Origin of the sequence: Streptomyces sp. NPDC046977 (genome assembly GCF_040644455.1) — a bacterium.
In the GTDB taxonomy this organism is placed as follows: Bacteria; Actinomycetota; Actinomycetes; order Streptomycetales; family Streptomycetaceae; genus Actinacidiphila.
Genome location: NZ_JBEYWO010000004.1, coordinates 179,539 through 202,659, shown reverse-complemented (window position 1 = coordinate 202,659; position 23,121 = coordinate 179,539). Strand labels below are relative to the sequence as shown.

Here is a 23,121-nt window from a genome sequence, read left to right as displayed (position 1 = left end):
TCGGTCCGCCCGACCGACGCGAGTGACACCGTAGCAAACCAAAACGTCTTGCAAACACTGTCATCGCGTCGACGCCCGGACGAACCACGCATTCCCTGATGATCAGCCCGGCCGTGCCGGGCGGCCCAGATCAGAAATACACCGTGTCACAGTGGATCGTGTGAACCACTCCCGGCCCTTCAGTGCGGCCTTGTGCAGCCCCGCCGTGCCGGCTCCCTCCGGGGCACCGCGGTGTGGACTGTCACCGTGTCACCACGTCGCGTACTAATCTGGGTACCAGGCGGATCGCCGTGTCCCGTATGCTGCGCGCACTCCTCACGGGTGCGGCGGCAAGGACGCCAGGCCCGCACGACACGGGGACGAAGGCACAGGGCCGAGGATGAGAGGGCGCATGGTCTTCATCACGCACACTGCTCGTGACATCGAGGCCACCGCTCGGGCGCTCCAGGACGAACTCGAGCGCCTGGAAGCCCAGCGGCACGGCCTGGAGCGGGAGTTGGCCGCTGTCGTCGCCCACCTCGGCTCCGTGCGCAGGGCCCTCGGCGCCCTCCACAAGCTGATGCCCGCCGTTCCCTTCGACGGGATCACCGGTGACGTCGCCGCGGACGAAGGGCAGCGTTTCCCCCTCGCGGCCGAGGACTTTCAGGCGCCGGACGAGGACGCGGCAGCGGCAGCGGCAGCTGCGGACGACGCCGCAGGAGCGGCGCCGTCACCCGTCGACACCCGCGGCGACCGCTCCGGCGCGGCCGCCGTACCGGGCAACTACGGCAGGCTGACGGAGCAGATCCTGGAGTACCTGGCCACCACCGGAGGCGCCGAGGTGCGGGCCCGCGACGTCGCCGCCGCCCTGGGCCGTGACGCGAACGCGGGCAGCATCAACGCGGTACGCAGCACGCTGGACCGCCTCGTCGGGGCCTCCCGGGTACGGCGCACCGGACGCGGTCTCTACCGCGCGGCTTCCTGAGCATCCCCTTTCACGATGACGTAGTGCCAGCATGGAGTCATTTGTCATGCGCACGTCATACAATCAATGGCATCCAATGCCTTACTTGTCAGTCAATGACAACCGTGTCTATAGTCGCCGCATGAGTCCGGGCCGCATCCGGACCGCAAGGAGCGCAGACATGAGCACCACCCCCACCCCCGGCAGGCCCTGCTGGATCGAACTCGGGTCGCCCGACCCCGAGGCCGCCGCCGCCTTCTACGGCGCGCTCTTCGGCTGGGAGTTCGCGCGGGACACCCCGCACGTCGGCCACCGCACGGCCCTGCTCCACGGGCGGCCCGTCGCCGGGCTCCGGCCCGTGGGCGAGCCAGCACGGCCGGGCTGGACGATGTTCGTCGCCGTGCCCGATGCCGCGAGGACGGCCGCCGCGGTCGCCGCCGCCGGTGGCAGCGTGCTCCCGTCGCCGGGCGGGGACGACGTGCACGTCGCGGATCCCGCCGGAGCGCGGTTCGCCCTCCGCGCGTCCGGCGCGCGGCAGACCGTCACGCCCGCCCACGATCCCGGCACCTTCGCATGGAGCGAACTCATCACCGACGACGCCGACGCGTCGGCCGCCTTCTACGGCTCCCTCTTCGCGTGGGAGGCGGGCCCCGCCGAAGCACCGCTGGGCCGCCGGGCCTGGCACCTCGCGGACACGCAGGTCGCCCTGCTCCTTCCCCGGCCCCCGGCGATGCCTGCGGAGATCCCGCCGTACTGGGACGCGTATATCACGGTCGCGGACGTGGCGGAGAGCGCGGCCCGCGCCTCGGACGCGGGCGGCACCGTGCTCATGGGGCCCACGGACACCGGCGCGGGCGGCATCGCGGTGCTGCTCGACCCGCAGGGCGCCGTCTTCACCGTCGTCGCGCACCGGAGTTGAGGAGGACCGCCATGTCCGTCACAGGAAAGGCCGGCATCGTCACGGGTGCCGCATCGGGGCTCGGCGAGGCGGCGGCCAAGCGCCTCGCCCGCGAGGGCGCACGGATCGTCGTGGCCGACGCGGACAGCGCCGGCGCGGCGCGTGTGGCCCGTGAGATCACCGCCGCGGGCGGCGAGGCCGTGCCCTTTGCAGCCGACGTCCGGGTTATCGAGGACACCGAGCGGCTCGTCGAGTTCACCGTCGCCGCGTACGGCCGGCTCGACATCGCCTTCAACAACGCGGGGGTCACGCCCGGGCTCGCCGACACCCACGAGATAGCCCCGCCCGACTGGGCTCGCGTCATCGAGGTCAACCTGACCGGCGTCTTCCACAGCATGCGGGCGCAGTTGTCCCGCTTCCTCGCGCAGGGTGACGGTGGGGCGATCGTGAACATGGCGTCCACCGCCGGCGTCATGGCGCATGCCGGACGGGCGGCGTACGCGGCCTCCAAGCACGGCATCATCGGCCTGACGCGTTCCTCGGCCGTGGAGTACGCCGGGCGCGGCATCCGTGTCAACGCGGTCGCGCCGGGTCCGATCGACGCCCCTTCCGCCCGCGCGCTGCCGCCCGAGGTGCGTGCCGCGATCGCGGCGAAGACGGCGATGAACCGCACCGGTGACGTGGAGGAGGTGGCCGCGGTGGTGACCTTCCTCCTCTCCGACGAGGCGTCGTTCGTCACGGGCTCGGTCTACGAGGTCAACGGCGGGCAGGCGCAGCTCTGATCCGGCAGTGCCTGACAGGAATGTCGACGGGCGGCCACGTTGTCAGTGACCGATAGGCTGGGCCCATGAGCAGCGCGGACGCAGCACGATCGGGCCTTCGGGAGATGACGCGGCAGACAGTGCGGTCGCAGATCGCCGACCGCGCGATGGCGCTGTTCATCGAGCACGGCTTCGAGAAGACCACCATCGAGCAGATCGCGGCCGAGATCGGCATGTCCGGGCGGAGTGTCTCGCGCTACTTCGCCAGCAAGGAGGACATGGTCGTCGGGAACCTGACCGCCATCGGTCAGGGGATCGCCGACCGGCTGGCGGCACGGCCCGTGGACGAGCCGCTGTGGCTGGCGCTGCGGCACGCGCTGGACGACCACGTGGACGCCCTGGACCGCGACCCCGACGGCAGTCTCCTGGCCACGTCGGTGATGCTCGCCGGGACGCCCGGGCTGCGCGGCGCGCTGGCGAAGAAGCAACTGGAGTGGCAGGAGCTGCTGGTTCCCCTCGTCGCGGCCCGACTCGACGGCGAGCGGCGGGAGTTGCGGGCACGTGCCGTCACCACGGCCGTACTGGCCTGCCTCAACACGGCCGTCACCGCGTGGACGGAGAGCGGCGGCACCGAGCGCGTAGCGGTCCTGCTCGACGTGACGCTGGAGGCCGTCCGGGCCGCCGCCCAGCCGCGCTGACGCGGTCGCGGTCACCCTCGCCCGCCCTCGGCACACCGAACCCGCCGAACCCGGAATAGGACGTGGCATCTCCGTCTTAGATTGTGGTGAGTATCTAAGGACGCGCTGCGCGTCGACGAACGAGAGGGATCATCATGTCCACAGCATCGGCCGGAACGGCACTCATCACGGGCGCGACCGCGGGCCTGGGCGCGGCCTACGCGGAGGAACTGGCCGCGCGGGGGTACGACATCGTGATGGTCGCCCGGGACCAGGCGCGGCTGGAGAAGGCCGCCGCGAGCCTGGCGGAGCGCTCGGGGCGCGAGGTCTCGGCCGTGAGCGCGGACCTCTCCACCGCCGAGGGCATCAGGGCCGTCGAGGCGCGGCTGGCCTCCGACACGGCCATCGACATCCTGGTCAACAACGCCGGCAACGCGCTGTTCGGCCCGCTGTCCGCGGCGGATCCGGACCAGCTGGAGTCGCTGATCACGCTCAACCTGACGTCCGTCACCCGGATCGCGGCGGCCGCGGCCAAGGCCTTCGCCGGGCGCGGCGCGGGCTCGATCGTCAACATCTCGTCCGCGTTCGCGCTGAACACCCCGCCGGTCGCCGCGGTGTACGGCGCGGCCAAGGCGTACGCGATCACGTTCACTCAGGCGCTGGCCCAGGAGTTCGCCGACTCCGCGGTGCGGGTGCAGGTCGTGATCCCGGGCGCGCTGGAGACGACGATCTGGGACGGTTCCGGCATCGAGCTGGACCAGCTGCCCAAGGAGGTCGTGATGTCCCCGCGCGACGCCGCCCGGGCGGCACTCGCCGGTCTTGACGCGGGTGAACTGGTGACGATCCCCTCGCTGCCGGAGTACGACACCTGGAAGGCCTACGACGAGGCCCGGATCGCGCTCGCCCCTGTGCTCTCTCGGTCGCAGCCGGCGGAGCGCTACGCCGCGCAGGCGTAACGGCACAGCGGGCCCGGTGCCTCCTCGGCGAGGAGGCACCGGGCCCGCGTGCGCGGCCGGCCGGTCAGGCGCCTTCGGCGGCGCGGTGCGCGTGCCCCGGGTACACGCCCATGAAGCGCACTTCGGAGGAGAAGAAGCGCAGCTCCTCCAGGGCCAGGGCGACCCTGCTCTCGTCGGGGTGGCCCTCGATCTCGATGTAGAAGCGGCTGGCCGCCAGCCCGGCGCCGACCTGGTAGCTCTCGATCTTGGTGATGTTGACGGCGTTGCTGGAGAAGCCGCCCAGCGCCTTGTACAGCGCGCTCGGGATGTTGCGCACCGAGAAGAAGAGGCTGGTCATCATCGGCTCGCCGGTGACCTCGGGCAGCTGCGCGTCCCGGGACAGGACGACGAAGCGGGTGGTGTTGTCGTGGGTGTCCTCCACGCCGCTCCGCAGCACCTTCAGCCCGTAGAGGGCGGCGGCGCCGGGCGGGGCGAGCGCGGCGTGCCGCGGGTCGCCCAGCTCGGCGACCTCGCGCGCGGCACCGGCGGTGTCGTCGCTGACGAGGGTCTGCCAGCCGCCCTCACGGATGATCTTCCGGCACTGGCCTAGGGCGTGCACGTGGCTGCGGACGCACCGCACGTCGTCCAGCGACGCGTCCGCGACGCCCATCAGGTCGAAGCGGATGGGCAGGAAGTACTCGGCGATGATCGACAGACCGGAGTCGGGGAGCAGGTGGTGGACGTCGGCGACGCGGCCGGCGGCGGAGTTGTCCATGGGGATCACCGCGAGGTCCGCGGTACCCAGCGTCACCGCCTCCAGGGCCTGCTCGAAGGTCGTGCAGGGCAGGTCGCGGCTTCCGGGGTACAGGTCACGGGCCGCGGCGGCCGAGTTCGACCCCGGCTCTCCCTGGTAGGCGATGGTCACCATGTGCGTGTCGGTATCTCCGGCTCGGGGCTGGCCGCGACCGTCGGTCGGCGGTTGCGGGCGGGACCGGAACGGGTATGCGCCGCTTCGACCCACTCCTGGCATGTTACTGGGATCACCTGCGGAACCGTGCGGGAGGACCGTCCCGGCGGGCCCGCGGCGGCACGCCGGCCGGGCCCGCCGGGACGGCGGGTCACCAGGGCAGCGGGCCGTTGCGGTCCGTGAAGGTGCCGGTGGGGCCGGACCGGCCGATCGTGGCGAGCATCACGATCGCCTCGGCGCCCTGCTCGGGGGTCTGGATGCCCTCGCCGCTCAGGCCGTGCAGGTCGGTGGCGCTGAAGCCGGGCTCGACGGCGTTGACCCGCATGGTGGGCAGGCCCTTGGCGTACTGGACGGTCAGCATGTTCACCGCGGCCTTGGCGGAGGCGTAGACGGGCGTCACGAAGTGGGACTCGTGCCGCGCGGGGTCCTGGACCACGGTGAGGGAGCCGAGTCCGCTGCTGACGTTGACCACGACGGGGCTGTCCGAGGCGCGGAGCAGCGGCAGGAAGGCATGCGTCACGCGCACCAGGCCGATGACGTTCACGTCGAAGACGGTGGTCATGTGGGCGGCCGTGGCCTGTTCTGCGTCGACCATGCCCTCGAAGACGCCGGCGTTGTTGACCAGGACGTCGAGGCGGCCCTCCTCGCGGCGCAGTTCCTCGGCCGCCGCGCCGACGGAGGCGTCGTCGGTGACGTCGAGCCGGACGAAGCGGGCACCGAGGTCCTCGGCGGCGGCCCGGCCCCGTGCGGTGTCGCGGGAGCCGATCCACACGGTGTGCCCGAGCGCGATCAGCCGCCGGGCGGTCTCGCGGCCCAGGCCCTTGTTGCCGCCGGTGACGAGTGTGGTGGTCATGGTGGACTCCTCGGTGGATGTCGGTGTGCTGTCGGGGGTGGAGGGCGGGTGCGGCCCCGCCGGGCGGTGGCTCCGACGGGGGTGCCCGCCGGGGTCCGGCCGACAACCACCCTGCGCGGACGCCGTACCGGACGGCAGTGCCCTCGTGTTCATGGGAGTGAGAGGGCCAGGCACATGGCGGCCCGCCGCGGTTACCGTCGACCGCATGGACGGTACGAACGCACTCGGCGACTTCCTGCGGGCACGCCGGGGCCTGGTCCGGCCCGAGGAGGCCGGCATCACGCCGGTGGGACTGCGGCGAGTGAAGGGCCTGCGCCGGGAGGAGGTCGCCCTGCTCGCCGGCATCAGCTCGGACTACTACCTGCGGCTGGAGCAGGGGCGTGACCGCAATCCTTCGGCGCAGGTGCTCGCCTCGATCGCCCGGGTGCTGCGGCTGGACGACGACGCCACCGCCCATCTGCTGGCGCTGGCGCGGACCGGCGCGGCCGGCAGGGCGCGGGCCCGGTCCACGGCGCGCAGGCCGCGGCTGGAGCACATGCCGCCGAGCATCCGGCAGTTGATCGACAGCTGGCCGGTCCATCCGGCCTGGGTGCAGAACAGGTTCTTCGACGTCCTCGGGGCGAACGCGCTCGGCGCGGCCCTGTCCCCCAACAACACCCGCGGCGTCAACCTGCTGCGGGCCGCCTTCCTCGATCCGGCGGAGCGGGTCCGGCGCAGGGACTGGGAGGCGGTGACACGGGAGGGCGTCGCGACGCTGCGCGCGCAGGCCGGCCCGGGGGCCGAGGACCCCCGGCTGAACGCGCTCGTCGGCGAACTCTCCCTGCGCAGCGAGCGCTTCCGCCAGTTGTGGGGACGCCACGACGTACGGCCCCAGAAGGGCCACCTCACCCGGCTGACCCACCCCCTGGTGGGCGACCTGGATCTGCGGGCCGACAAAATGACCGTGGGCGGCACCGACGGTTTTGTCCTGGTCGTACTGCACGCGGAACCGGGCAGCCGGGACGAGGAACTCCTGCGTCTGCTCGGGAGCCTCGCCGTCTCGGGCAGCGACGACCGGCAGCCCGGACGGGACCGTCCCGTGACCGGCGAATCCTGAACGCCGGACCCGCCCCCGAACCACCCCTCCCGGAAGGACCCCATGACCGGCACCGCCACGCCGTACGGCGCCTGGCCGTCACCCCTCACCGCACGGATCGCGACCGCCGGCACGACCGCGGGGCAGGTGGCCTCGCCGTCGTACCCCGGCCTCGTCGGGGACGAGGTGTGGTGGATCGAACCACGCCCCGCGGAGGACGGCCGCTCGGCGCTCGTGCGGCGGCGTGCCGACGGCTCCGTCGCGGACGTGCTGCCGGTGCCGTGGAACGTCCGGAGCCGTGTCATCGAGTACGGCGGCCGGCCCTGGGCGGCGACGACCGGCGCACGGGGCGCGTCCGCCGTCTTCGTGAACTTCGCCGACCAGCGGCTGTACGCGTACGAGCCCGACGTCCCCGGCGCCCTGCCGCGCCCGCTGACCCCGCTCTCCCCTGTCGGCGGCGGACTGCGCTGGTCGGAGCCGGAGATCGACCCCGGCCGCGGCGAGGTCCGCTGTGTGCTGGAGGAGTTCACCGGCGAAGGGCCCGGGGACGTGCGAAGGGTGCAGGCCGCGGTGCCGCTCGACGGATCTGCCGCCGAGGACCGTGCGGCGGTGCGCGAACTGTGGGACGACGGGCACCGCTTCGTCTCCGGCGCCCGCTGGTCCGCGGACGGGCGGCAGGCGGTCTGGCTCGCCTGGGACCACCCGCACATGCCGTGGGACGCGGCGGAGCTGCGCATCGCCGACATCGGCCCGGACGGCACGGCCCGGAACGCCCGGACGCTCCTCGGCGGCCCCGGCGAGCCGGTGGCGCAGGCCGAGTGGGGGCCGGACGGCCACGTGCTGGCCGCCTGGGAGCACACCGCCTGGTGGAATCTGTACTCCGTCGACCCGGGGACCGGCGCCGCCCGCCCGCTGCGTCCGGCCGAGGAGGACTTCGCGGGCTGCCAGCGGCTCGGCCTGCGCTGGTTCGCGCCGCTCGGCGACGGGCGGCTCGCCGTGCTGCACGGCGTCGGCGGGCAGCGCCTCGCGTTCCTGGACCCCGGGGACGGCGGGCTGACGGACGTGCCGGGGCCGTGGACCGAGTGGCTGCCGCACCTGGACGCCGACGGGACGCGCGTCGTCGGTGTCGCGGGCGGCACCCGCACGCCCTACGAGGTCGTCGAGGTGGACACCGCCACCACGACGGGCCGGGCGACGGGCCCGTCGCCCCGGCTGCCCGTGCCGGACGAGGTGTTCCCGGAGCCGGTGGCGCGGGTCTTCACCGGACCGGACGGACACCGGGTGCACGCCCATGTCCACGCGCCCCGCGGCCCGTTGGCCCACGGCCCCGGCAACGAGCGGCCCCCGTACGTCGTGTGGGCGCACGGCGGTCCCGGGCTGCGGGCCCCGCTCACCCTCAACGCGGAGATCGCGTACTTCACCTCGCGCGGCATCGGCGTCGTCGACGTCAACTACGGCGGGACGCCCGGCTACGGGCGCGCCTACCGCGAGCGGCTGCGCGAGCAGTGGGGCGTGGTGGACGTCGAGGACTGCGCGGCCGTCGCCCGGGCGCTGGTCGAGGAAGGGACGGCCGACGCCGGGCGCCTCGCGATCCGCGGGCACAGCGCGGGCGGCTTCACCGCCGCGCTGTCCCTGGCGGTCACCGATCTGTACGCGTGCGCGGCCCTGTACTACCCGGTCCTGGACCTGCGGTCGCTCGCCGCGGGGCTCACGCACGACTTCGAGTCGCACTACCTCGACGCGCTGGTCGGCCCGGTGCGGTCGGTCCCCGAGCGCTACGAGGAGCGCTCCCCGGCCTTCCGCACCGCCGAGATGACCGTGCCGTTCGTGCTCCTCCAGGGCACGGACGACGTCATCTGCCCGCCCGAGCAGAGCGCGGCGTTCCTGCGCGACCTGCAGGGGCGGTCCGTCCCGTACTCCCACCTCGTCTTCGAGGGGGAGGGGCACGGCTTCCGCCGGCAGAGCACCATGGTCGCCGCGCTGGAGGCGGAACTGTCCCTGTACGGAGGCGTCTTCGGATTCACACCGCAGGGGATCGAGGGCCCGCCGCAACCGGACCCCATCGGCACGCGGTGACGGCCGCTACGCGCCGGCCGCCCCTGCGTCCGGCGTCGTGGCCTCGCGCACGGCCTGAAGGATCTCCTCCGACAGGGGCGATCCCGCGGTGCCCCGGGACAGGAGGATGCCCCCCACGAGCGTGGCCAGGCCCACCAGCCCGGCCTTGCCGGGAGCGACCCAGTCGGCCATGTCGCGGACGCCCGCCGTGTAGGCGGCGCGCCACTCGGGTTCCCGTGCGGCGTCGCCGCCGAAGCCGGCGGCGGGGCACCCGGTGCCGGGGGCGTCGCGGTGGTCGGTGGAGAGGTACATGGCGCGCAGCGCGGACACGGCCGCGTCATGGCCGCCGCTGTCCGCCTCCAGTCCCGCCAGGTACTGGAGCATGTCCGCAAAGCCCTTGGCCTCGGCCTCCGCGACCAGGGCGTCCTTGGAGGCGAACTGCTTGTAGAAGCCGCCCTGGGTCAGACCGACCGCCTGCATGACGTCCGCGACGCTGACGTTCGCCACGCCGCGCTCGCGGAAGAGCCGGGAGGCGGCCTCGACCACGCGCTCCCGATTGGCCCGCGCCTCGGCCTGAGAGACCCTGCTCATGTCCGGTCCACCTCCTGGGGAACCTCCGGTGACCCCTCGCGCTGCCGACGAGTGGCTTTGCCCGTTTCGGTACCGGCCGTCACCCGGCCGTCCTTGCGATGGTACGCGCCATCTATCGGGCGGACGGCCGGCCGGCGGGCCCGTCCCCGGACCGCCTCCCCGCGTCGTGGGCATTAGGCTCGGGGGTACGGCATCGCGTGCCGGTCACCGGCCGGGTGAGGCATGGAGGTGCCCGTGAGATTGCCCATGGAGGCATTCCACACATGCCCGTCGAGTTGAACCACACCATCGTCCACGCCCGGGACAACCGGGAGTCCGCCGCTTTCCTCGCCCGCATCCTGGGCCTCGAAGTCGGCGCGGAGTGGGGGCCGTTCGTCCCGGTCGCCACGAGCAACGGGGTCACGCTCGACTTCGCCACCGTTCCCGCGGAGTCGATCGTCATGCAGCACTACGCGTTCCTCCTCCCCGACGAGGAGTTCGACGCCGCCTTCGCCCGCATCCAGGAGGCCGGCCTCACGTACTACGCCGATCCGCACATGAAGCAGCCGGGCGAGATCAACCACCACCACGGCGGACGCGGCCTGTACTTCCTCGACCCCGCGGGGCACGGAATGGAGATCATCACCCGCCCCTACGGCAGTCACCAGCAGGCGGACGGCGCCTGACGAACCCACCCTGCGGGCGGCCCGGCCGGGCCGCCCGCAGGGCTTCGCGCTCAGCCCGCCGTGACGAAGGCGGCGACGGCGTCCGCGAACTCCCCGGCCTGCTCCAGGTGCCCGAAGTGGCCGCTGTCCTCCAGGACCAGCAGTTCGGCGCCGGGGATCAGCTTCTGTAGTTCCTCCGCCCACCGCACACCGCAGATGACGTCGTGCCGCCCGACGACGACCAGGGCCGGCACCGTCAGCGAGCCCAGCGTGCCGCGGTCGTCGATCAGGTCCGGGGAGAGGTCGGCGTCCAGGCCGGAGATGTACCACCCGGTGACGGTGTCCCGCATCGCGGCGAACTCGCTCTCCCGGCCCCAGTAGTCGGCGAAGTACGCCGGCAGCAGCCCGCGGATCGCGGCCACCACGTCCTCGTCGGACGCCATGGAGGGCACCGACTGGAAGGCCTTCAGGACCTCCGGCAGACCGGGGTGCTCCGCGTGCCGGGTGGCGAACTCCTCGACCTTGCGCATCGCTACGGCGCCGTGCTCGGGTCCGGTCACGGGCGCGCTGTCGTAGAGGACGATCCCGGCGATCCGCCCGGGGCGGTGCAGGGCGTGGTACTGGACGACGAAACCGCCGTGGGAGTGGCCCAGCAGGTGCACCGTGGGCACACCGAGGTGGTCGACGACCGCGTCGAGGTGCCTGCTGTAGAGCTCGCGCGTATAGCCGTGCGGGTGCGTGGGCAGCCGGCCGGAGCCCCCCGTGCCGGCCGGTTCGACGTAGACCATCGTGAGCCGCCGCTCCAGCTCGGGCATGCGCAGGTACTCCCAGGCGATGCCGGGCCCGCCGGAGTGGGCCACGCACACCGGGCCCGTGCCGTGTACGTGGTAACGCTGGTCGACACCGTTCACGGTGATCGTGTGAGTGCCGGTGGCGAGCGGGCCGGCGGTGGGTGCGTTCATCGCGGTTCCCATCGGTGAGGGGGTGAGGACACCGACAGGACGCGGGCGCGGGGAAGGAGTTCGGTCACGGCGGTGTGACCTCGGTCACGCCGCGGCAGCGAGCGGCGGAAGAGGTGGAAGGGGCGGAAGGGGCATCTGCGGCTGGTGGAAGAGGCGCAGCCGCTCCACGCGGCCCCCGTCGAGGGTCATGATCCAGGCGACCGCGGGCGGGCAGTGCTCGGGGTCGTCCGGCGGATTGATCAGATCCATCTCCCAGACGGTGAGCCCCTTGCCCGCGGCCACGTGCACGGGGCGCTGCCGCACCCCGGCGATCAGGTCGCACTCCATCCCGAGCAGGAGCGTCTCGGTGCCGCCCAGCCGGGTGTCGCCCTGCATCAGCGCGGCGGCCGGGCTCCACCGCTCGGCGAGCACCTTGCCGAAGTCGCCGCGCTCGGCGGCCGCCAGTGTGTCGTGGGCGTCCTCCCAGCTGGCCGACGTGCGCCGCGCGGCATCGCTGTGGGCGGACGCCGCCGTCGCGGCCAGCGCCTCGGCGAGCTTGGCGCGCCCCTGGCTGAGCCGGCTGCGGATCGTCCCCACGGGCACGGCGCAGGCCCGGGCGATCTCCTCGTACGAGGTGACACGCGAGCTGAAGTGCCGCAGGACCATCGGTACGCGCAGGGTCGGGGACAGTTGCTCCAGCGCCTCCCAGACCCAGTCGCGCAGCGCGTGGCGCTCCAGGACCTCCTCGGGGCCGGGGCCCGCGGCGACGCGGGTGAGGTCGTCGAGGGGCACGGTGCGCGAGGAGGTCCGCAGGAGGCTGCGGCAGGCGTTGCGCACGATCATGCGCAGCCACGCGCCGACGGCCGACGGGTCGCGCACGTCGCCGATGCGGCGCAGCGCGGTCAGCGCCGCGTTCTGGACGGCGTCGTCGGCGTCGGGCCCGGGGCCCAGGATGCTGAGCGCGACCGCGCGCATGCCGGGCCGGTGGGCCTCCAGCAGCAGCCCCAGGGCGACGATGTCGCCGGCCTGCGCGGCACGGGTCAGGACCACGTCGCCGCCGGGGTCCGTCGTCGGGGAGGGGTCACGCCTCATGCCGCACCTTCCTGCACCCGAGGGCGGCACGTGACGGCCTCCGCCCCGCGGGCACTCACACACCAAGGGCACCACACCGGGCGGCCGCGTCGGCGAACCGGTCGCCCGCGTCCCGGCTGCCGGGGAAAGGTGCGGGACGGGGAGCGCGGGCGGGTGCCGCACCGCGAGCACCGACGGTAACACGGCTCGTCCTGCCGGAGATCACGAAGACCGGCGGACCCGCCTCCGGCGCCCGCGCGGACCGCGCGGCGCACGAGGGCGGGCGAGGGCCGGGCCCCCGCCGTCGCCCGTGCGACCGGCGAGGGCGAATACTGTGGAGCGACCGGCGGGCCGGACCCGTGACCTGCGGCTGGCGGCGAGGAGAGCGCGCACAGAGGCGGCGGGAATCCCCGGCGGCCGCGTTCCGTTGCATGCATAGCGGGAAACGGACACGACGAGAAGGAAGGACCGACCATGACCGCGCCGACGAGCAACAAGGCCACCCTGGCGGGTGGCTGTTTTTGGGGCATGCAGGACTTGATCCGCAAGCAGCCCGGCGTGATTTCGACGCGGGTCGGGTACACCGGCGGCGACGTGCCCAACGCCACCTACCGCAACCACGGGACGCACGCGGAGGCGATCGAGATCGTCTACGACCCCGCGGAGACCGACTACCGGGCGCTCCTGGAGTTCTTCTTCCAGATCCACGACCCGACGACGAAGAACCGCCAGGGCAACGACATCGGGCTGAGCTACCGGTCGGCGATCTACTACGCCGACGACGAGCAGAAGCGGGTCGCCGAGGACACCATCGCGGACGTCGAGGCGTCCGGGCTGTGGCCGGGCAAGGTCGTCACCGAGGTCGAGCCCGTGGGTCCGTTCTGGGAGGCCGAGCCCGAGCACCAGGACTACCTGGAGCGCTACCCCGAGGGGTACACCTGCCACTTCCCGCGCCCGGGCTGGAAGCTCCCGGCCCGCGCCAAGGGCTGACCCCGGCACGACGGACACGGCCCTTCCCCTCCGGGGGCGGGGCCGTACCCGTTCGCCCGCGCAGGGACAGCACTTGCGCAGAAGCAGACCAGCACAGGGAGGACGAATGGCGGACGCTCCCGCCCCGGCCCGCGCGGGCCGGCTGACGGACCTGATCGCCGACGACCTGCCGCTGCTGCTGGTGGGCATCAATCCCGGCCTGTCCTCGGCCAGGGCGGGGCACCACTTCGCCACCCCGGGCAGCCGGCTGTGGCCGGCGCTGTACCGGGCCGGCTTCACCCCGCGGCGGCTCACCGGGCAGGAGGACGCCGAGCTGCTGCGGTACGGCGTCGGCATCACGTGCATCGTGCGCCGGCCGACCGTCCGGGCGGCCGAGCTGTCCAAGGACGAGCTGGTGGCCGGCGGGCGGACGCTGCGCCGCCGGGTGCGCGCCCGCCGCCCGGTGTGGCTGGCCCTGCTGGGCGTCACCGGCTACCGCGCGGCGTTCGGTGTGCCCGACGCCGTGGTGGGCCCGCAGGAGGAGACGATCGGCGGGACCCGGATCTGGGTGCTGCCCAATCCCAGCGGGCTCAACGCCCATTACCCGCCCGCGGCCCTCGCCCGGGAGTTCACCCGGCTGCGGCTGGCCACCGGGATGCCGGACCTGTCCGGCATCCCGGGCAGCGCCCCGTGACCGGCGGAGCCGTCAGAGGCGGCTGGCCACCGTGCGCGCCAGCTCCGTCAGCGGCTGGTCCTCCTGCTTGGAGTCCTCGGTGCGCACCAGCCGGATCGAGACCCACTGCTCGCCGACGCGCAGGAAGACCGAACCGTCCTCCAGGTACGCCTCGTCGCCCACGTCCTTGAGCGGCTTCAGCCTGTCGCCGTGGATCTGGTGCTCGGCGTCGTAGTAGTTCTTGCCGGACTCGCCCACGAACACCTCGACCTGCCCGGTCGGGCCGCTGGGCGGAGCGGTGTAGGTGCAGGTGTCCCCGATGGCCCTTCCGGGGTCCAGCGACATGCCCGCGAGCTGGTCGGCCTCCGTCTGGTTCACCAGGGCACACGGGTCGTCCGCCGCCGAGCCGGCCGAGGAAGTGGCCGAGGACGACGCGGGCGCGGACGACTGCCCGTCCGGCTGCGCCGTGCCCGGGGCCGCCTCGCCCCCCGCGGTGGCGCTCCCGGCGGGCGCGCTCGCCTTGTCGCCGGCGTCCGACGCCGGGTCCTGGCATCCCGCGAGCGCCAGCACCAGCAGCGCCGCGACGGGCGCCCCGAGCAGCGCCGTCCGCGCTCGACCGCGGTTACGGGTACGGGTGTTCACCATCGGTTCGATCCCCCCAAGCTTTCGTTGTACGTCCCCGCCCGGCACGATGCCCCGCGCAGGTGAACCTACAGACGTACGGAATCGGCCATTTGGTTTCGGACGAATTGAAAGCGTGCGTCAGGGTCGTACGGGCGGCGCGCGAAACACCTTTCCCGCCCCGCGGAATGTGACACTCCGTACGGTTCGGCGCATGAGGTTCCCGGGCGGGGGCGGCGGACGGGCCCCGCACGGACCCCGCGCCGCCCCCCGCCCGGCCCGCTCAGTCCTCGGCCACCGCCGCGAAGCTGACGTCCGCCGTGTCGACCGTCCCGCCGCGGCGGCCGGGGGCGCTCTGCCACTTCCAGTACATGTTGGTGTGCGCGACGACCTGCTCCGGGGTGGGTGCCCCGTACGCGGAGAGGTCCTCCGTGGTGTGCGCGTCGCCGACCAGCGTCACGTCGTATCCGCGGACGAGGCCGCCGTGCAGCGTCGAGCGGATGCACGCGTCGGTCTGGGCGCCGGTGACGACGAGCCTTCCGACCCCGCGCTCGGCGAGCAGGGTCTCCAGCTCCGTGTCCTCGAAGGAGTCGCCGTACCTCTTGTGGACGAGGGGCTCGGCCTCCGCCCGGACGAGTTCCGGCACGTACTGCCAGGCCTCGCTGTCGCGCTTGAGGCCGTCGTCGGAGTGCTGGACCCAGATGACGGGCACGTCCTGCGAGCGCGCCGCGCCGATCAGGGTGTTGATGTTGGCGATCACCTCGTCGCGCCGGTGGGAGCCGTCCACCACACCGTTCTGGACGTCGATGACGAGCAGCGCGCTGTTCGGCCGATCGGGCAGGGTCGTCATGGGGAGACCTCGGTTTCTCGTCGCGGATGTGTGCCGCCCCTCACCCTAGGGCGGGGCACTGACAACGGCCCCGGACCGCGCGACAACGCCCGCGGGGCAAGTCGGCTTCTCCCGCTGCGGCCTGACGGACCGGCTCCCGGGCACGCGGCACCGTCCGCGCGGCCCCGGGACGCGGTCGCGATCCGCCCCGGGACCGGAGTCGTCCCCGTCCGGCGGCCGGTACTGCGCGGACCCTCTCCAGTGGCGGGGCTCCATAACCCTCCATAGCGTCTCTTTTCGACGGCTCCCCCAGGTCAGCGGAAAGCAGGTACATGTCATGAAGCATCCTCGGTCTCACCGGGCCGTCGTGGTCACGGCGACCGCGGCGGCGCTCGCCGTGGGCGCGGTCGGCTGCGGAAACGGCAGCAGCGGCGGCACCACCAGCGGCAGCGACATGCAGAAGGTGAGTGCCCACACCGTCCATCCGGGGGAATCGATCCAGTCGGCGGTGGATCAGGCGGCGCCCGGGGACGTCATCGACATCGAGGCCGGCATCTACAACGGGAGCGTGCAGATCACCACGCCGCGGCTCACCCTGCGGGGCGCCGGCACGGCCACCGTGATCATGCCGAGCAAGACCGGCAAGGAGAACGCCTGCGCCAAGGCCGGCGAGGGCCTGTGCATCACCGGCACGGCGAAGAAGAAGGTCACCGACGTGCGGCTGGAGTCGCTGACGGTGACCGGGTTCAAGACCAACGGCATCCACGCGACGCAGGCCGACGGCTTCCAGGCGGTGAAGGTGACCTCCCGGGACAACAAGCAGCAGGGCATCCTGCTCGAGAAGTCCGTCCGCGGGCAGTTCACCGGCAACACCGCCACGAACAACGGCGAGTCCGGGATCTTCCTCGCCAACTCCATGGACACCGAGGGCGGCGCCCTCGACACCAAGGGCGCGCAAGTCAAGGACAACACCCTCAACGGGAACCGGTTCGGTCTCACACTGCGCCGCGTCCGCAACCTCTCCGTCGAGCAGAACAAGATCGGCGCCAACTGCGGCGGCATCTTCGTCGTGGGTGACGAGGGAGTCCCGCGCGGCGGCGCTCTCACGGTCAGCCACAACACCGTCACCAAGAACAACAAGTACTGCCCGGCAAGCACCCGCCTGCCCTTCATCCAGGGCACCGGCATCCTGCTCACCGGCGTGGAGAAGACCGTCGTGAAGGACAACGACGTGCGCGACAACAGCGGCAAGTCGCCCATGTCCGGGGGCATCGTGCTCTTCAAGAGCGTGGTGGGCAAGGCCAGCACCGGCAACACCATCCAGAACAACACCGTGCGCGGCAACAAGCCGGCCGACCTCGCCAACCGCGACACGGCGGGCACCGGCAACACCTTCGCCGACAACCAGTCCGACACCTCCGAGCCGCGGGAACTGCAGGCGATGCACTGACCCCGCGACCCGCCCGGGCGGCGCGCGACCCCGCGGTGACGGGGGTCGCGCGCCGCTCCCCTGTCACCCCTGTAAGGGCATCGACCGGAATGACCATGTCGGTGTACTCTGACGCCATGGCCACCAGGACACCGCGCGCCGCCACCCGGGAAGACTCCGTGCCCGAGAGCGCCGCCGCCCTGGTCGACCTGCTGAACTCGCGCCCCTACGCGGGCATGCCCGACAAGCTCGACGCCCCCGGGTCCGCCACGAGTGTGCTGCGCCCCTTCGGGCAGGAGGACGAGGCACCCTCCGCGCGGCGCGTGGAACTGGTCCGCGCCGTGCGCGACGACCTGCTCGCCCTGACCGAGCGCAACGATCCCGACGACTCCGCCGGCGACTGGGCGGCCTTCTCCGGGCGTGTGTCCTCCGTCACCTTCCAGCAGGACTTCTCCCTGCCCGGCGCGGTGTCCATGCGGCAGGCCTCCGGCGATCCCGTGGTCGGCCGGATCACGCTGGCCGTCGCCGAACTCGTCGGCGCCGGCGCCTGGTCGCGGTTGCGCCTGTGTGCCAGCGAGATCTGCCGCGAGGTGTTCTACGACACCAGCCGCAGCCGGACGCGGCGCTGGCACTCGTACGAGGTGTGCGGCAACCGCGCCAATGTCGCCGCGTACCGGGAGCGCGGCGGCACGTCCGCCCCGGCGGGCGACAGCGCCCGCTGACCGCTCCTCCCCCGCCGCGGCCTTCCGCGCCATGCCCGTGACTCCCCCGGCTCAGCCGTTGCGCGCCAACATGGGCTAAATCCAATAGACCTTTACATCGCTACCTTCACGATGTTAGCGTCGTAAGCGTCATCAGATTCATGGCGCTTACCTGCCGCGTACGCCGCACGCCCGAAGCAGGGCTCCCGCGCGACCGGAGGCGCCACGGCGGGGCGGCACGACGCCCCGCCCCCTCCCCCACCTCTAAGGAAGAACATGTCCGTGTATCGAGCCGTCCAGGTGTCCGGATCCGGCGACTTCGCCTTCGTCGAGCGGGAGTTGGCCGAACCGCTGCCCGGGCAGGTGCGCCTGCGCGTGGAGGCCTGCGGTGTCTGCCACTCCGACAACCTCGCCGTCGCGGGGATGCGGCCCGACCCCTCGGCGCCGATCGTGCCCGGCCACGAGATCGCCGGCGTGATCGACGCGGTCGGTGCCGGTGTCACCGCCTGGCAGCCCGGCGACCGGGTCGGCGTCGGATTCCTCAGCGGCCCCTGCCACACGTGCGACTCCTGCCGCCGGGGCGACTTCGTCAACTGCGCCGCCCAGCCGACGACCGGCACGTCGATCGACGGCGGCTACGCCGAGGTCGCGTACGTGCGGGCGAGCGGTCTCGTGCGCATCCCGGACGGCCTGTCCTCGATCGACGCCGCCCCGCTGCTGTGCGCCGGCCTGACCGTCTTCAAGGCGCTCCAGCAGACCGGCGCCCGCCCCGGCGAACTGGTCGCGGTCCAGGGCATCGGCGGCCTCGGCCACCTCGGCGTGCAGTACGCGCGCAGCCTCGGCTACCGCGTCGCCGCCATCGCCCGCGGCCCGGAGAAGGCCCCGCTCGCGGCCGAACTCGGCGCCGAGCACTACATCGACAGCCTCACCACGGACCCGGCCCAGGCCCTCCAGGCCCTCGGCGGAGCGGCCGCGGTCGTCGCCACGGCGTCCGACAGCGCGTCCATGGGCCCGCTGGTCCGCGGGCTGGCGCCGCGCGGCCGCATGATCGTCGTGGGCGCGGGCGGCGAGCCCGTTCCGGTCGACCCGATCGCGATGATCTTCGGCACCCGGTCCGTCACCGGCAGCCTGACCGGCTCGCCCATCGAGAACGAGGACAACCTGCGCTTCGCCCTGCGCCAGGAGATCCGGTCGATGAACGAGGTCATGCCCCTGTCGGAGGCACCGAAGGCCTTCGCCCACATGATGTCCGGCCGCGCCCGCTTCCGCGTCGTCCTGGACACCCGCGGCTGACGGACGCGCACGGCACCGCCGCCCGGCCCGTCGACCGGGCGGCGGTGCGCGGGGGCCCACCGGATGCGGGGGCCGGGCACCGCGATGATCCTGGACGTGGATTTCTTCGCACTCCACGCGGGCAAGGGCGGGTCCTCATGAAGGTCGGCGTCGTCGGAGCGGGTTCCGTGGGAGCCGCCACCGCGCTCTGCCTGGTCGAGCGGGGCGGCATGTGCCGCGAGATCGTCCTGGTCGACCGCGACACGCAGCGGGCCGACGGAGTCGCGGCCGACCTGCGCTACGCCGCCCCGCTCTCCCCCACCGTGCGGGTGCGCGCGGGCGGTTACGCGGAGCTCGCCGGCGCCGCCCTCGTGGCGATCACGGCGGGCGTCAACGAGCGCGGCGGGGGTGCGACCGACCGCTCGGACCCGGAGGGGCGGCTGCGCCTGCTGGACACCAACACCAAGGTCTTCGCCGACGTGGTGCCCCAGGTCGTGGCCGCGGCGCCGGAGGCGGTCCTCATGGTCGTCACCGACCCGCCCGAGCCCCTCGCCGAGGTCACGCGGCGGCTCGCCGGGCACGACCGCGTCTTCTCCACCGGCACGCTCATCGACAGCCTCCGCTTCCGCGTCCATCTCGCCGACGCCCTGCGGGTGAGAGCGGCCGACGTGCAGGCGATGGTCGTCGGCGAGCACGGCACCTCGGAAGTGCTGCTGTGGTCCTCGGCCACGGCCGGCGGAATCCCCGTCGCGGAGATGCTGCGCCGGGCCGGGACCTCGGTGGCGGACGCACGCGCGCGGATCGAGGACGCCATCAGGTACGCGAACATCACCATCATCGAGGGAACGGGCGCCAGCCAGTACGGCATCGGCGCGGTCTCCGCACGCCTCGTCGAGGCGGTGCTGCGCGACGAGGGCGCGGTCCTGCCCGTCGCCGCGCATTCCGCCGCGTACGGGACGACGCTCTCGCTCGCGGCGGTCGTGGGTGCCGAGGGGGTGCGCGAGGTGTTCGAGCCCGCGATGGACGAGCAGGAGCGCGAGGGGCTGATCCTCAGCGCCGCCGTCCTCCGCAAGGCCGCCGACCGGGCGCTCTGCCTGCTGTGACCTCTGCCACGCCGCGGCGATGACGCGCGGTCCGCACCGCCCTGTCCGCCCGCCCGCCGCACGCCTCTGAGAGCGCCGGCCGGGCGCGTGCTTGAACCCGGCACACCCTGGGGCGGACGCGACCCCGCCGCCGGCCGGACTCCCTTCCCGCCACGGGGCCTTGGGCCCCGCGCCGTCCGGTGCGCCGAACAACTCCCCAGCTCACGGCGGCCGTCCCCGCTATTGGCTGACCCTTCATCACGGTGACACCTGGCAACGCTCGACGCGTCAACACGGTTCGACAAAGCTGATCCGGGCATGTCAATCAGGCCGCGCTCCCCCCGCCGCGGCCGATCGGAGGACGCAGTGAAGAACAGCCCCCGGATCCGCAGAGTCTCCGTCGTCTTCGGCGGCGCCGCCGCGCTGGTGCTCGCCCTGCCGGGCGTGGCGTTCGCCGCCCCGCCGCCGGCCCTCCCCGCCAACGCGGACAGCTTCGAGCAGAGCTTCGAGCCCGCCTTCGACTACGACACCGACGGCTGCTACTCCTCGCCCGCCATCGGCCGCGACGGCACGATCAACCCGGGCCTGAACCCGACCGGCGCCCTCAACGGCAACTGCCGTGACGCCTCGGACCTCGACAACACCAACGGCTACTCGCGCTACAAGTGCAACAACGGCTGGTGCGCGATCATCTACGGTCTCTACTTCGAGAAGGACCAGGCCATCCCGGGCATCAGCCTCGGCGGCCACCGCAACGACTGGGAGCACGTCGTCGTCTGGACGCAGGACAACCAGGCGAAGTACGTGGCCACTTCCGCGCACGGCAACTTCAATGTCTACAGCGCCGACCAGGTCCGCTGGGACGGTACCCACCCCAAGGTCGTCTACCACAAGGACGGCATCGGCACCCACTGCTTCCGGCTGGCCAACACCAACGACGAGCCGCCGGAGAACCACTACCACACCTGGCAGTACCCGACCCTCGTCGGCTGGAACGGCTACCCGGCCGGTCTGCGCGACAAGCTCAGCGCGTACGACTTCGGCAGCGCCGTCTTCGGCCTGAAGGACGGCAACTTCAACGCCCACCTGGCCAAGGCCATGCCGGCCGGGATCCCGTTCAACCCCAACGCCTGATGACGACCGCCGGGGACGGGAGGGCGCCCACGCCGACCGCCGTCCCGTCCCCGGCCCCTTCCGGGCGGGGTCACATCACGTCGAGCGCGGCGAACTCCTCGGCCGTCAGGGTGAGTTCCGCGGCCGCCACCGAGTCACGGATGGTCTCCGGCCGGCTGGACCCCGGGATCGGGACGACGACCGGGGACTTGGCGAGCATCCAGGCCAGGCACACACGCTGCGGGCTGACGCCGTGCGCCTCGGCGACCTGCGCGAACCGCGCGTAGGCGGAGCCCAGTTCACGGGCCTGCGAGATGCCGCCGAGCGGGCTCCACGGCAGGAACGCGATACCGAGCTCGTCGCACAGGCGCAGTTCCGGCTCGCTGGAGCGGAACGCCGGGGAGAACTGGTTCTGCACCGAGACCAGGCGTCCGCCCAGGATCTCGTTCGCCAGCCGGATCTGCTCCGGGTTCGCGTTGGAGATGCCGGCCATGCGGATCTTGCCCTCGTCGAGCAGGTCGCGCACCGCGCCGACGGAGTCGGCGTAGTCCACTGTCGGGTCGGGGCGGTGGAACTGGTACAGCCCGATCGCCTCGACGCCCAGGCGGCGCAGGGAGTCCTCGCACGCCTGCTTGATGTGCGCGGGCGAGCCGTTCACCGTCCAGCTGCCGTCGCCGGGGCGCAGGTGACCGCCCTTGGTGGCGACGAGGACGTCGGAGCCGCGCTCGTGCGAGGCGAGGGCCTTGGCGATGAGCGTCTCGTTGTGGCCGACCTCGTCGGCGTGGAGGTGGTACGCGTCCGCGGTGTCGATCAGCGTCACGCCGGCGTCGAGCGCCGCGTGGATGGTGTCGACGGACCGTGCCTCGTCCGGCCGCCCCTCGATCGACATGGGCATCCCGCCCAGGCCGATGGCGCTGACCTCGATGTCACCGATGCGGCGAGTCTGCATGTGTCCGAGACCTCTCTCGACGTGCGTCCCGGCCGGGGTGCCCGGCTGGCCGTGCCGGCACGACCGGAGGCGTTCCGCGGCCGGGCCGGCACGCCTCACAGCCTGACCGCATCCCGGGCCACACGTCCAACAGGAGAAAGCGAACACATTCAGGAGTTACGCTTCTGAATCATGGAGCTACGGCATCTGGAGCACTTCGTCGCGGTCGCGGAGGAACATCACTTCACCCGCGCCGCCGAACGGCTGATGATCTCCCAGTCGGGCCTGTCCGCGTCGGTGCGCGCCCTGGAGCAGGAGCTGGGCGCGCCGCTCTTCGTGCGCAGTACCCGCAGTGTGGAACTCACCGCCGCCGGCGAGGCGCTGCTGACCGAGGCCTCCCGCGCCCTGTCCAGCGTGCGCGCGGCCAAGGAGGCGGTGGACGCCGTGCAGGGCCTGATGCGGGGCGTTCTGACGATCGGGACGGAGCAGTGCGTCGCGGGAGTGGACCTGCCCGCGCTGCTCGCCCGCTTCCGCTCCCGGCACCCCGGTGTGGAGATCCGTCTGCGGCAGGCCGGGTCCGCCGCGCTCGTCCAGGACATCACCGCGGGCCGGCTCGACGTGGCCTTCACCGCGCTGTGCGGGGAGGCCCCCGAGGGCGTCCGCTTCCAGCCGCTGACGCGCGCCCCGATGGTGGTGCTCTGCCACCCGGACCACCCGCTCGCGGGTGCGGGCAAGGTGGACTGGGACGAGCTGGGCGGCGAGGTGTTCGTGGACTTCCAGCCCGACTGGGGAGCGCGCGGGCTGAGCGACCGGGCGTTCGCGGCCAACCTCGTGCACCGCCGGGTCGCCCTGGAGGTCAACGACGTCCACAGCCTGATCGACCTGGTGCACCACGGGCTCGGCATCGCCGTCGTGCCGCTGCCGATCGCCCGCAAGGAACACGCGGCGGGCCTGTGCACCGTCGACCTGGTGGGCGCCGAGGACCACCAGTGGGAGGTCTCGGCCGCCCTGCCCAAGGAGGACCGGGTCAGCCCGGCCGCCCGCACCCTGCTGTCGTACCTGCACTGATCCCCGCTGGTCCGGGGACGAGGAC

General features: G+C 72.9%; 24 protein-coding genes. 16 read left to right on the top strand and 8 right to left on the bottom strand.

Going from position 1 to position 23,121, the window contains the following annotated elements:
- The first annotated feature begins 391 nt into the window (after positions 1–391).
- The 5 genes from ABZ883_RS08335 to ABZ883_RS08315 all read left to right on the top strand — a co-directional run bounded on the left by ABZ883_RS08335 (position 392) and on the right by ABZ883_RS08315 (position 4,235).
- The gene (locus ABZ883_RS08335) at positions 392–964 is read left to right on the top strand and encodes a hypothetical protein (protein WP_360903526.1); all 573 of its coding nucleotides are present in this window, start codon (positions 392–394) and stop codon (positions 962–964) included.
- Positions 965–1,124: 160 nt separating this feature from the next.
- On the top strand, positions 1,125–1,862 hold the full coding sequence (locus tag ABZ883_RS08330; protein WP_360903523.1) for a VOC family protein: 738 nt from the start codon (positions 1,125–1,127) through the stop codon (positions 1,860–1,862).
- A gap of 11 nt (positions 1,863–1,873) precedes the next feature.
- On the top strand, positions 1,874–2,623 hold the full coding sequence (locus tag ABZ883_RS08325; RefSeq protein ID WP_360903520.1) for an SDR family NAD(P)-dependent oxidoreductase: 750 nt from the start codon (positions 1,874–1,876) through the stop codon (positions 2,621–2,623).
- A 104-nt stretch (positions 2,624–2,727) separates the two neighbouring features.
- Positions 2,728–3,300, top strand: coding sequence for a TetR family transcriptional regulator (locus ABZ883_RS08320; RefSeq protein WP_360903517.1), 573 nt, complete (start codon positions 2,728–2,730; stop codon positions 3,298–3,300).
- 134 nt (positions 3,301–3,434) lie between these two features.
- Positions 3,435–4,235 carry an SDR family NAD(P)-dependent oxidoreductase gene (locus ABZ883_RS08315; protein WP_360903514.1) on the top strand — a complete coding sequence of 267 codons (801 nt, stop codon included), beginning with the start codon at positions 3,435–3,437 and terminating at the stop codon, positions 4,233–4,235.
- A gap of 64 nt (positions 4,236–4,299) precedes the next feature.
- On the opposite strand, the gene ABZ883_RS08310 is transcribed toward ABZ883_RS08315, so the two are convergent.
- Together ABZ883_RS08310 and ABZ883_RS08305 are read right to left on the bottom strand one after the other, a co-directional pair.
- Complete coding sequence (locus ABZ883_RS08310) at positions 4,300–5,142, bottom strand: prephenate dehydratase (protein WP_360903511.1); 843 nt, start codon at positions 5,140–5,142, stop codon at positions 4,300–4,302.
- 190 nt (positions 5,143–5,332) lie between these two features.
- Complete coding sequence (locus tag ABZ883_RS08305) at positions 5,333–6,034, bottom strand: SDR family NAD(P)-dependent oxidoreductase (protein ID WP_360903508.1); 702 nt, start codon at positions 6,032–6,034, stop codon at positions 5,333–5,335.
- Between the two features lie 205 nt (positions 6,035–6,239).
- Between ABZ883_RS08305 and ABZ883_RS08300 the strand changes: the two genes are divergently transcribed.
- Together ABZ883_RS08300 and ABZ883_RS08295 are read left to right on the top strand one after the other, a co-directional pair.
- Positions 6,240–7,130, top strand: a complete 891-nt coding sequence (locus ABZ883_RS08300; RefSeq protein ID WP_360903505.1) for a helix-turn-helix transcriptional regulator — start codon at positions 6,240–6,242, stop codon at positions 7,128–7,130.
- 42 nt (positions 7,131–7,172) lie between these two features.
- A complete protein-coding gene (locus ABZ883_RS08295; RefSeq protein ID WP_360903502.1) occupies positions 7,173–9,185 on the top strand; it encodes a prolyl oligopeptidase family serine peptidase in 2,013 nt (670 codons plus the stop codon).
- A 6-nt stretch (positions 9,186–9,191) separates the two neighbouring features.
- Here the strand turns inward: ABZ883_RS08295 and ABZ883_RS08290 are convergent, their stop codons facing one another.
- Positions 9,192–9,755 carry a TetR family transcriptional regulator gene (locus tag ABZ883_RS08290; protein ID WP_360903499.1) on the bottom strand — a complete coding sequence of 188 codons (564 nt, stop codon included), beginning with the start codon at positions 9,753–9,755 and terminating at the stop codon, positions 9,192–9,194.
- A 263-nt stretch (positions 9,756–10,018) separates the two neighbouring features.
- Between ABZ883_RS08290 and ABZ883_RS08285 the strand changes: the two genes are divergently transcribed.
- Positions 10,019–10,420 (top strand): VOC family protein, encoded by a 402-nt coding sequence (locus ABZ883_RS08285; protein WP_360903496.1) that lies wholly within the window; start codon positions 10,019–10,021, stop codon positions 10,418–10,420.
- Positions 10,421–10,470: 50 nt separating this feature from the next.
- On the opposite strand, the gene ABZ883_RS08280 is transcribed toward ABZ883_RS08285, so the two are convergent.
- Both ABZ883_RS08280 and ABZ883_RS08275 read right to left on the bottom strand, forming a co-directional pair.
- Positions 10,471–11,361, bottom strand: coding sequence for an alpha/beta hydrolase (locus ABZ883_RS08280; RefSeq protein WP_360903493.1), 891 nt, complete (start codon positions 11,359–11,361; stop codon positions 10,471–10,473).
- A gap of 84 nt (positions 11,362–11,445) precedes the next feature.
- Complete coding sequence (locus tag ABZ883_RS08275; protein ID WP_360903490.1) at positions 11,446–12,432, bottom strand: sigma-70 family RNA polymerase sigma factor; 987 nt, start codon at positions 12,430–12,432, stop codon at positions 11,446–11,448.
- A gap of 453 nt (positions 12,433–12,885) precedes the next feature.
- Here ABZ883_RS08275 and msrA point away from each other — a divergent pair, with 453 nt between their 5' ends.
- Together msrA and mug are read left to right on the top strand one after the other, a co-directional pair.
- A complete protein-coding gene (gene msrA, locus ABZ883_RS08270; RefSeq protein ID WP_360903487.1) occupies positions 12,886–13,401 on the top strand; it encodes a peptide-methionine (S)-S-oxide reductase MsrA in 516 nt (171 codons plus the stop codon).
- Between the two features lie 106 nt (positions 13,402–13,507).
- Positions 13,508–14,074 carry a G/U mismatch-specific DNA glycosylase gene (gene mug, locus ABZ883_RS08265; protein ID WP_360903484.1) on the top strand — a complete coding sequence of 189 codons (567 nt, stop codon included), beginning with the start codon at positions 13,508–13,510 and terminating at the stop codon, positions 14,072–14,074.
- 12 nt (positions 14,075–14,086) lie between these two features.
- Here mug and ABZ883_RS08260 read toward each other — a convergent pair whose 3' ends face one another.
- Both ABZ883_RS08260 and ABZ883_RS08255 read right to left on the bottom strand, forming a co-directional pair.
- On the bottom strand, positions 14,087–14,698 hold the full coding sequence (locus tag ABZ883_RS08260) for a hypothetical protein (RefSeq protein WP_360903481.1): 612 nt from the start codon (positions 14,696–14,698) through the stop codon (positions 14,087–14,089).
- Between the two features lie 259 nt (positions 14,699–14,957).
- The gene (locus ABZ883_RS08255; RefSeq protein ID WP_360903478.1) at positions 14,958–15,524 is read right to left on the bottom strand and encodes a cysteine hydrolase family protein; all 567 of its coding nucleotides are present in this window, start codon (positions 15,522–15,524) and stop codon (positions 14,958–14,960) included.
- 316 nt (positions 15,525–15,840) lie between these two features.
- Between ABZ883_RS08255 and ABZ883_RS08250 the strand changes: the two genes are divergently transcribed.
- The 5 genes from ABZ883_RS08250 (at position 15,841) to ABZ883_RS08230 (ending at position 21,121) form a co-directional block, all read left to right on the top strand.
- Positions 15,841–16,953 carry a right-handed parallel beta-helix repeat-containing protein gene (locus ABZ883_RS08250; RefSeq protein WP_360903475.1) on the top strand — a complete coding sequence of 371 codons (1,113 nt, stop codon included), beginning with the start codon at positions 15,841–15,843 and terminating at the stop codon, positions 16,951–16,953.
- A gap of 116 nt (positions 16,954–17,069) precedes the next feature.
- Positions 17,070–17,654, top strand: coding sequence for a CGNR zinc finger domain-containing protein (locus ABZ883_RS08245; protein WP_360903472.1), 585 nt, complete (start codon positions 17,070–17,072; stop codon positions 17,652–17,654).
- 255 nt (positions 17,655–17,909) lie between these two features.
- The gene (locus tag ABZ883_RS08240; protein ID WP_360903469.1) at positions 17,910–18,926 is read left to right on the top strand and encodes an alcohol dehydrogenase catalytic domain-containing protein; all 1,017 of its coding nucleotides are present in this window, start codon (positions 17,910–17,912) and stop codon (positions 18,924–18,926) included.
- A 137-nt stretch (positions 18,927–19,063) separates the two neighbouring features.
- Positions 19,064–20,008 carry a hypothetical protein gene (locus ABZ883_RS08235; RefSeq protein WP_360903466.1) on the top strand — a complete coding sequence of 315 codons (945 nt, stop codon included), beginning with the start codon at positions 19,064–19,066 and terminating at the stop codon, positions 20,006–20,008.
- A gap of 345 nt (positions 20,009–20,353) precedes the next feature.
- Positions 20,354–21,121, top strand: a complete 768-nt coding sequence (locus ABZ883_RS08230) for an NPP1 family protein (protein WP_360903463.1) — start codon at positions 20,354–20,356, stop codon at positions 21,119–21,121.
- Positions 21,122–21,191: 70 nt separating this feature from the next.
- Here the strand turns inward: ABZ883_RS08230 and ABZ883_RS08225 are convergent, their stop codons facing one another.
- The gene (locus ABZ883_RS08225; protein WP_360903460.1) at positions 21,192–22,049 is read right to left on the bottom strand and encodes an aldo/keto reductase; all 858 of its coding nucleotides are present in this window, start codon (positions 22,047–22,049) and stop codon (positions 21,192–21,194) included.
- A gap of 171 nt (positions 22,050–22,220) precedes the next feature.
- On the opposite strand from ABZ883_RS08225, the gene ABZ883_RS08220 reads away from it, so the two are divergent.
- Entirely contained in the window at positions 22,221–23,096 is an 876-nt protein-coding gene (locus ABZ883_RS08220; RefSeq protein WP_360903457.1) for a LysR substrate-binding domain-containing protein, read from the top strand.
- Positions 23,097–23,121: the final 25 nt, after the last annotated feature.

What these genes read in the sequence shown, in the direction of transcription:
- ABZ883_RS08290 (WP_360903499.1), bottom strand. Translation starts at nt 9,755, where the DNA reads ATGAGCAGGGTCTCTCAGGCCGAGGCGCGGGCCAATCGGGAGCGCGTG.
- ABZ883_RS08310 (WP_360903511.1), bottom strand. Translation starts at nt 5,142, where the DNA reads ATGGTGACCATCGCCTACCAGGGAGAGCCGGGGTCGAACTCGGCCGCC.
- ABZ883_RS08275 (WP_360903490.1), bottom strand. Translation starts at nt 12,432, where the DNA reads ATGAGGCGTGACCCCTCCCCGACGACGGACCCCGGCGGCGACGTGGTC.
- ABZ883_RS08305 (WP_360903508.1), bottom strand. Translation starts at nt 6,034, where the DNA reads ATGACCACCACACTCGTCACCGGCGGCAACAAGGGCCTGGGCCGCGAG.
- ABZ883_RS08250 (WP_360903475.1), top strand. Translation starts at nt 15,841, where the DNA reads ATGAAGCATCCTCGGTCTCACCGGGCCGTCGTGGTCACGGCGACCGCG.
- ABZ883_RS08220 (WP_360903457.1), top strand. Translation starts at nt 22,221, where the DNA reads ATGGAGCTACGGCATCTGGAGCACTTCGTCGCGGTCGCGGAGGAACAT.
- ABZ883_RS08320 (WP_360903517.1), top strand. Translation starts at nt 2,728, where the DNA reads ATGACGCGGCAGACAGTGCGGTCGCAGATCGCCGACCGCGCGATGGCG.
- ABZ883_RS08280 (WP_360903493.1), bottom strand. Translation starts at nt 11,361, where the DNA reads ATGAACGCACCCACCGCCGGCCCGCTCGCCACCGGCACTCACACGATC.
- ABZ883_RS08325 (WP_360903520.1), top strand. Translation starts at nt 1,874, where the DNA reads ATGTCCGTCACAGGAAAGGCCGGCATCGTCACGGGTGCCGCATCGGGG.
- ABZ883_RS08335 (WP_360903526.1), top strand. Translation starts at nt 392, where the DNA reads ATGGTCTTCATCACGCACACTGCTCGTGACATCGAGGCCACCGCTCGG.
- ABZ883_RS08300 (WP_360903505.1), top strand. Translation starts at nt 6,240, where the DNA reads ATGGACGGTACGAACGCACTCGGCGACTTCCTGCGGGCACGCCGGGGC.
- ABZ883_RS08235 (WP_360903466.1), top strand. Translation starts at nt 19,064, where the DNA reads ATGAAGGTCGGCGTCGTCGGAGCGGGTTCCGTGGGAGCCGCCACCGCG.
- msrA (WP_360903487.1), top strand. Translation starts at nt 12,886, where the DNA reads ATGACCGCGCCGACGAGCAACAAGGCCACCCTGGCGGGTGGCTGTTTT.
- ABZ883_RS08260 (WP_360903481.1), bottom strand. Translation starts at nt 14,698, where the DNA reads ATGGTGAACACCCGTACCCGTAACCGCGGTCGAGCGCGGACGGCGCTG.
- ABZ883_RS08225 (WP_360903460.1), bottom strand. Translation starts at nt 22,049, where the DNA reads ATGCAGACTCGCCGCATCGGTGACATCGAGGTCAGCGCCATCGGCCTG.
- ABZ883_RS08315 (WP_360903514.1), top strand. Translation starts at nt 3,435, where the DNA reads ATGTCCACAGCATCGGCCGGAACGGCACTCATCACGGGCGCGACCGCG.
- ABZ883_RS08285 (WP_360903496.1), top strand. Translation starts at nt 10,019, where the DNA reads ATGCCCGTCGAGTTGAACCACACCATCGTCCACGCCCGGGACAACCGG.
- ABZ883_RS08255 (WP_360903478.1), bottom strand. Translation starts at nt 15,524, where the DNA reads ATGACGACCCTGCCCGATCGGCCGAACAGCGCGCTGCTCGTCATCGAC.
- ABZ883_RS08295 (WP_360903502.1), top strand. Translation starts at nt 7,173, where the DNA reads ATGACCGGCACCGCCACGCCGTACGGCGCCTGGCCGTCACCCCTCACC.
- ABZ883_RS08330 (WP_360903523.1), top strand. Translation starts at nt 1,125, where the DNA reads ATGAGCACCACCCCCACCCCCGGCAGGCCCTGCTGGATCGAACTCGGG.
- ABZ883_RS08240 (WP_360903469.1), top strand. Translation starts at nt 17,910, where the DNA reads ATGTCCGTGTATCGAGCCGTCCAGGTGTCCGGATCCGGCGACTTCGCC.
- mug (WP_360903484.1), top strand. Translation starts at nt 13,508, where the DNA reads ATGGCGGACGCTCCCGCCCCGGCCCGCGCGGGCCGGCTGACGGACCTG.
- ABZ883_RS08245 (WP_360903472.1), top strand. Translation starts at nt 17,070, where the DNA reads ATGGCCACCAGGACACCGCGCGCCGCCACCCGGGAAGACTCCGTGCCC.